Source organism: Pseudovibrio flavus (assembly GCF_009711345.1).
GTDB lineage: Bacteria > Pseudomonadota > Alphaproteobacteria > Rhizobiales > Stappiaceae > Pseudovibrio > Pseudovibrio flavus.
In genome coordinates this window covers 176,351-183,295 of record NZ_SMMA01000059.1, presented here as the reverse complement: position 1 = coordinate 183,295, position 6,945 = coordinate 176,351, and the positions used below count along the sequence as shown (strand labels likewise).

The 6,945-nt window shown below is 54.2% G+C and carries 6 protein-coding genes; 2 read left to right on the top strand and 4 right to left on the bottom strand.

The genetic code is table 11. The features are described from left to right. Positions 1-48 precede the first annotated feature (48 nt). The gene (locus E1162_RS08370; protein WP_155129326.1) at positions 49-519 is read left to right on the top strand and encodes a NanQ anomerase/TabA/YiaL family protein; all 471 of its coding nucleotides are present in this window, start codon (positions 49-51) and stop codon (positions 517-519) included. 141 nt (positions 520-660) lie between these two features. Here the strand turns inward: E1162_RS08370 and E1162_RS08365 are convergent, their stop codons facing one another. Beyond that, positions 661-1,008, bottom strand: a complete 348-nt coding sequence (locus E1162_RS08365) for a hypothetical protein (RefSeq protein ID WP_155129323.1) — start codon at positions 1,006-1,008, stop codon at positions 661-663. A gap of 217 nt (positions 1,009-1,225) precedes the next feature. Between E1162_RS08365 and E1162_RS08360 the strand changes: the two genes are divergently transcribed. After that, positions 1,226-2,404 (top strand): hypothetical protein, encoded by a 1,179-nt coding sequence (locus E1162_RS08360; RefSeq protein ID WP_155129320.1) that lies wholly within the window; start codon positions 1,226-1,228, stop codon positions 2,402-2,404. On the opposite strand, the gene E1162_RS08355 is transcribed toward E1162_RS08360, so the two are convergent. The 3 genes from E1162_RS08355 to pheS form a co-directional block, all read right to left on the bottom strand. Next, complete coding sequence (locus E1162_RS08355; protein WP_155129317.1) at positions 2,401-3,027, bottom strand: exonuclease domain-containing protein; 627 nt, start codon at positions 3,025-3,027, stop codon at positions 2,401-2,403. The genes E1162_RS08360 and E1162_RS08355 overlap by 4 nt on opposite strands. Before the next feature lie 79 nt (positions 3,028-3,106). Continuing rightward, positions 3,107-5,527 (bottom strand): phenylalanine--tRNA ligase subunit beta, encoded by a 2,421-nt coding sequence (gene pheT / locus E1162_RS08350; protein WP_155129314.1) that lies wholly within the window; start codon positions 5,525-5,527, stop codon positions 3,107-3,109. 42 nt (positions 5,528-5,569) lie between these two features. Then, positions 5,570-6,652: a phenylalanine--tRNA ligase subunit alpha gene (pheS, locus tag E1162_RS08345; RefSeq protein ID WP_155129311.1), complete on the bottom strand. Its 1,083-nt coding sequence runs from the start codon at positions 6,650-6,652 to the stop codon at positions 5,570-5,572. Positions 6,653-6,945: the final 293 nt, after the last annotated feature.

Sequence of the window (6,945 nt, the reverse complement as noted above, 5' to 3'; positions counted from 1 at the left end):
CGCGCCGCCGCTCTGGTCAAAAACGCAAAGAAATAGAAAGACAAACTAATGCTAAGCGCAAACCTCGATCACTTGGAAACCGTTCCATATATCCACCCAGACCTGCTTCAGTTCATTCTTCAGGCGAAGGACTTTCTGGCGATGAAGCCAGAAGCAGGGCGTCATGAACTTGTCGGCGACAAACTCTTCATCTTGGTAATGGAAACTGAAGTTCAGCCGCTGGAGCAGCGCCGTCCGGAACTGCATGAAAAGTATCTAGACGTTCAGATCCTCTTGGAGGGCGAAGAAATTTTGGGCTATGGCCACATGCCAACAGGTCCGCTGACCGAAGACAAATTGGCTGAAAAGGATGTTGCCTTCACGGCGATGATCGAGAATGAAAAGTTCATCCGCATGGCACCGCGGGACTTCGCTGTCTTCTATCCAGCTGAACTCCATCGCCCGCAGGTCTCCCCTTCAGGAGAAACCGCGCCAGTGCGCAAAGCGGTTTTGAAAATCCACCGCGATCTTCTAGCTTAATCTACAAAGCAATTCGGTGGCTGTGTCTCGCAGCCGCCACTTAAGTTCGAGCTGCTTACGGGTTCGTTAAACCCCTCAGAAGCTCACCCGCTGACAAGGCTTTTTGCCCCGTCAGCGACATGCATTCAATATATTTGCAGATCAGATTTCTTCAGCTGCTTTGCCGAACAAGAAATCGGCCTCATAGCCATCTTCCAGCCGTACAGTTCCTGAGCCGGTTGTTGGCGTATCTTTGAAGGCACGCACAATACCATGGCGACCGTCGTTACAGGTGACTGGTGCCGAAATGGTCTTGGAGCTATTCAGAGCCGGATATTCACCTGTGCAGGTTAGTTTTCCATCGCTCACGACAAATTTGCCGTCTGCGAAGTGGGAGGAGTTGGTTCCCTTCAAGACACGTCCGTCTTGACCAATAACCGTGACAGGTGAGGAAACGGCACAACCGCTAACGAAGCCAGCGAGCACAATAACAAGAGCTAATTTTTTCATTCTCACATCTCCTGTGTGTGATGCTTGAGCCTAGGAAAAAACACTCTTGCAGTTCCATGACTTAGTTCAATTTTGGCGTAATGTTTTACAGCCTCTCGCAACGCCTAAGTCAGGGTGTTGCAGGCGTCTAATGTGAGTGCCGCAGGTTGCCTCTGCGGCAATAGCCGTTATGATTTCGCTTTCCGAATTTCAACCGACGCTTATTGGGGTCGATGCCGTGCTTAAATACCTTTCCCATCTCTTTGTGATTTTGCTGCTGACGCTTTCCGGAGCATATGCGAACGGGTCACTCGCCTTGGAAGGCAGCGAGCGCTGGTACGTGATGGAAAGCCACAAGAGCGCCGATAAGGCTGTCTACGAGGCGCTGCGCTACACGTATTCCGGCTATCCCGTACACGTATTGAAAGCTCGCAACGGGTTCCATGCAGTCGTGCTTGGTCCGATGGGCCAAAAAGATATCGCAGATATGAAGAAGGATCGGGCATGGCTTTTGCCAGAGGATGCTTACCTTTCAAAAGGCAAGGGCTTTGTCTCTAAGGAATGGTCGAGCCCCGCCTTGGAAACCATCGATCTGGATAAGCCTGAAGGGTACTGGGTGAACCTTGAAGGGTTAGAGGTTCATGCGCGACTACAAAACACCAAGGGCGAACTACCAAACCCTGACGACTATGAGGATACCAGTATTGTTGTAACGGGCAAAAGCAACGGGCAGGATCTCTTCACCATTCAAACGGATGCCAGCGCCTACTCTTCCTTCGGTCAGATCGTTGAAGTTATACGCCTTTCTCCTGCAACGCGGTTTCCGCAAGTTGTGGTAAAGCGCTTCACCGGCGGAGCCCATTGCTGCATTGAAAATTCAATCATCACGCAGGATGCAAGTGGCGCTTGGGCAGTGGTGGACGGCGCTGTGCTGGATGGCGGCTACGGTTACAGCTATGCCGATCTCAACAGGGATGGTGCGGTGGAGCTGTACAATCGCGACAACACGTTCCTGTATCTGTTTGCTCCGTATGCGGGCAGCTTCGCGCCAACAGAAATCTCCACTCTCAAAGGAACTGAGCTGGAAAACGTCAGTGCAGACAGCAGCTTCAAAGGGTTCTTCCGCCATGAGCTGGAGGGCATGGAAGAGCTTGCAAAGGAAAACAAAGAGCTATGGAACGAGAACGGATATCTCGCTGCTTGGGCTGCCAACAAAGCGCGGGTCGGTGAGGCTGGTGATGCGTTTGCGCGCATCATGCCGCTCTATAATCCAAATAGCGACTTTGGCATTTTGATGTGCGCACAAACAAACGATACGTTCGGCTGCGGAGACAACGATGCCAGTCTGCTGCCGTTTCCAGTAGCGTTACCGCTGCACTTGAAAGAGCAGGGCTATCTGGAGCCAATCAGGGACTAGCGCTTTTTCTTGGCAGGTGTCGGGTTGAGCCAGTCTTGAATGGTCTTGTTACCCTCTTCCAGTGCTCGCAGCACAATCAGTGCGGTGACGCGGGCATCTTCACCAGCGTCATGATGGCCGAACTCCAAACCGAAGTCCTTGGCGAGATTGCCAAGACCGTAGCCGCGCTTGCCGTACTGTTGCGGCCATGTCTGGCGCACAATGCGGGTGCTGTCTACCCAATGGCGTAGGGGGTTGGTCAGGCTGTATTTCTCGCTAGCACGGTGAATGGCGGTTTTATCAAATGCGCTATGGCTAACGGCAATGTTGCAAGCAAATAAAGCGCCGTACTTGTCAACGATCTGCGGGTAGATCGGTGCGCCGTAAACGTCTTCTTCCGTCAGGCCGTGGACATTGACGTTACCAAAGTGGAACGGTTCTTCGGGGTCAACAAGGTCGGTAAACACATCAACCACTTGATGGTTGCGAACCGCAGCAACGCCGATCTGGCAAATACTGGCCGATGAGGTGTTGGCGGTTTCAAAGTCAAAGGTGATGAAGTCGTACTGAAGGTCAGCCAAGCCAAGCGACTGCAACTGGCGCTCCTTCTCTGCTCCACCAAAAAGACTATTTAAAAACCGCATATTACGCTCCAGAGAAAACGAAAAAAGGCGGCTGCGCGTGAGCACAGTCGCCTTTTGAAGTCATTATGGTCAGAAGACCTTAGCCACGAAGAACACCGCCGGTAGCCTTGGAAACCGCTGCGACGATCTTTGCAGAAACTGCTTCGATTTCTTCGTCGGTCAGGGTCTTCTTGGTAGGCTGCAGGGTAACGTCAATCGCCAGAGAGCGCTGACCTTCAGGAACGCCAACACCTTCGTAAATGTCGAAGAGATTAACGTCGGTGATCAGAGCCTTGTCAGCACCCTTTGCTGCCTTCAGCATTTTTTCAACCGGAACAGATGCATCAACGAGGAATGCAAAGTCACGGCTCACTGGCATCAGGTCTGCAATCTGCAGAGCGCCCTTGGAGCGGGTTGCCTTCTTCTTGGCTTCCGGTGCAGCGTCGATATAAACCTCGAACGCGACCAGTGGGCCGTCGATGTCCAGCTTCTCAAGCGCACGTGGGTGAATTTCACCAAACAGCGCAAGAGTGTTCTTAGGGCCCAGCTTCAGCGCGCCGGAGCGGCCTGGATGGTAATAGTCAGGCGCATCGGTGAACACCATCAGCTTATCAGTTGGTGCGCCGATAGCGGAAAGCGCTGCTTCTGCATCTGCTTTCGCGTCAAACACGTTGACGGAAGCAGAATTACCAGACCAGTGACGACCAGCGCCGCCCATGGTTGCAGAGCCGCGACGAACGCCAGCGATAACCATTTTCTGGCCCTTTTCGCTGTCGTCAGCAAACACCTGACCAACTTCGAACAGAGCAACATCAGGATAGCCACGGTCAGCGTTACGCTGTGCTGCAAGCAGAAGACCCGGTAGCAGAGACGGACGCATGTCGGACATGTCGCTGGAGATCGGGTTTGCAAGCGCCAGTTCAGGAGCGCCGCCGCCGAACAGTTCAGCCTGTGCCTTGGAAATGAAGGACCAAGTGACCGCTTCATCCATACCGCGCGCTGCAAGGGTGCGGCGTGCGTTGGAACGGCGGATCTGGCTTTCAGTCAGAACCTTCTGGGAGACAGGAGAGGTGCGTGGCAGGGTGTCGGTTGGAACTTTGTCCAGACCCACGATGCGTACAACTTCTTCAACCAGATCGGCCTTACCGAATACGTCTGGACGCCAGCTTGGAGGGGATACCTTCACAACATCGCCCATGCCGGAAACATGGAAGCCGAGCAGAGTGAGGATGCCCTTGATCTCAGCATGAGAAACTTCCAGACCAGAAAGACGCTTCACTTCAGAGTAAGGGAAGTCAATGATCGTTTCGACCTGAGGCACTTCGCCAGCGATCACAGCGTCAGTTGCTTCACCGCCGCAAAGGTCAATGACCATCTGGGTTGCAGCGTCAAGGCCAGGAGCCATGTATGCAGGGTCTACACCACGCTCGAAGCGGTAACGCGCATCAGAGTTTACGCCCAGCTTACGGCCGGTGCGTGCAATCATCAGCGGATCCCACAGAGCGGATTCGATGAGAACGTTGACGGTCTCGTCAGTACAGCCAGAAGCTTCACCGCCAAGAATACCGCCCAAAGACTCAACGCCGTTGTCATCAGAGATAACAACCATGCCGCTTTCCAGCATGTAGGTTTTGTCGTCGAGGCCTTTGTACTCTTCGCCGTCGCCATCGTAATGGGTCACAACCAGATCACCGGCAACCTTGTCTGCATCAAATACATGCAGCGGGCGACCATGACCCATTGTGAAGTAGTTGGTGATGTCAACGAGAGTGTTGATTGGGCGCAGGCCAACGTCTGTCAGGCGCTTCTGCAACCACTTCGGAGAAGGGCCGTTCTTGACGCCTTTTACAAGACGCAGACCAAACGCAGGGCAGTGCTCTGGGTTATCACCCAGTTCCAGCGTCAGGTTAACAGGGCAAGCACCAGAAGTAACGAACTCTGGCTTCTTGTGGGCTTTCAACTTGCCAAGGCCAGCTGCTGCAAGGTCACGGGCAATGCCGTAAACGCCTGCGCAGTCAGGGCGGTTTGGTGTGAGACCGATTTCAATGACCGGATCGTTTAGGCCAGCGTACTCAACGTATGGCATGCCAACTGGCGCATCTTCCGGCAGGTCGATGATGCCATCGTGCTCGTCAGACAGCTCCAGCTCGCGCTCAGAAGCCATCATGCCGTAGCTTTCTACGTCGCGGATTTTGCCAACGGACAGTGTCACGTCGAGGCCCGGAACGTAGTCACCCGGCTTTGCCAGAACGCCAACAAGGCCAGTACGTGCGTTCGGCGCGCCGCAAACAACCTGCATTGGCTCGCCTTCGCCGGTGTCCACTTTCAGAACGCGCAGGCGGTCAGCATTCGGGTGTGGCTGTGCATCCAGAACCTTCGCAATTTTGAAGGCACCGAGTTTTTCAGCCGGATTTACAACTTCTTCGACCTCAAGGCCGATCATGTTCAGCTTATCAAGAATCTCATCGAGACTTGCGTCGGTCTCAAGATGGTCCTTGAGCCAGGAAAGAGTGAACTTCATATCTTAAGCTCTTTATCGTCTAGGCAGCGGAAGGACCGCAGATTACTTGGAAAGACCAGCCAGCAGGCTAGGCATGTCGAGCGGGCGGAAGCCGTAGTGCTTCAGCCAGCGAACGTCGGCGTCGAAGAACGCGCGAAGGTCTGGCATGCCGTATTTCAGCATTGCGAGACGGTCGATACCCATGCCCCATGCAAAGCCCTGATACTCGTCTGGATCAAGGCCGCAGTTGCGCAGAACGTTCGGATGAACCATGCCGCAGCCCAGAATTTCCATCCAGTCGTTGCCGGTGCCGATCTTCACTTCGTTACCGGAGCGGTCGCACTTCACGTCTACTTCCATGGAAGGTTCGGTGAACGGGAAGAAGCTCGGACGGAAACGCAGCTCAACGTTATCAACCTCGAAGAACGCTTTGAGGAATTCTTCCAGAGTGCCCTTCAGGTGACCAATGTGGCTGGTCTTGTCGATAACAAGGCCTTCCAGCTGGTGGAACATCGGGGTGTGGGTCTGGTCACTGTCGCAGCGGTACGTACGGCCCGGAATGATGATACGCAGTGGCGGCTGCTGGGAGCGCATGGTGCGGATCTGAACCGGAGAGGTATGGGTGCGAAGCAGTTTACGCTCACCGTCTTCCTTCTCGTTGAAGAAGAAGGTGTCGTGCATTTCACGCGCTGGGTGGCCTTCTGGGAAGTTCAGCGCGGTGAAGTTCAGCTCGTCTGTTTCAACGTCCGGACCTTCAGCAACGGAAAAGCCCATGTCAGCGAAGATCGCGATCAGCTCATCAGTCACCTGAGAAACAGGGTGGATGCGGCCGCTCTCGATTGCGGCAGGGCGCAGAGGCTGGGTAACGTCGATGGTTTCGCTCTTCAGGCGCGCTTCAAGAGCAGCTTCCTTCAGTACTTCTTTACGCTCGGCAAGGGCATCGCCAATACGGGTTTTGAGGCCGTTCAGCTTAGGACCCATTTCCTGACGCTCTTCAGGAGACATCTTGCCAAGGGTCTTCATTTTTTCAGAGATACTACCCTTTTTGCCAAGGGCAGCAACGCGCACCTCTTCCAGTGCGGCTTCCGATTCCGCGCCCGCAATCGCAGCGCTGATCTCGGATTCAAGAGTTTCGAGGTCGGACATAATCCCTCAAGGGTTTGCAGCAGGCTAAAAAGCCAAACGTGACTAACGAATTCGTGGAGGTTCTTTTAACAGAAATAGCGAGGCTTTCCAGTGCCAACACAAGGGTTTTTGACGCGAAGGCGAGCTGATCGCTGGCCGATCGGCTGTCTGGCGTTTCTTGGTGGCTGGCCGCTCTCATGAGGCACGGTGACAGGACACGATTATCCTGCACCTGCAGCGCGTGCTAGACACGCGAGGTGGTAAATCGTCCGCAAGCGGGACCGGACAGACCGCAGGCAAGCTGAAAAGCCGCC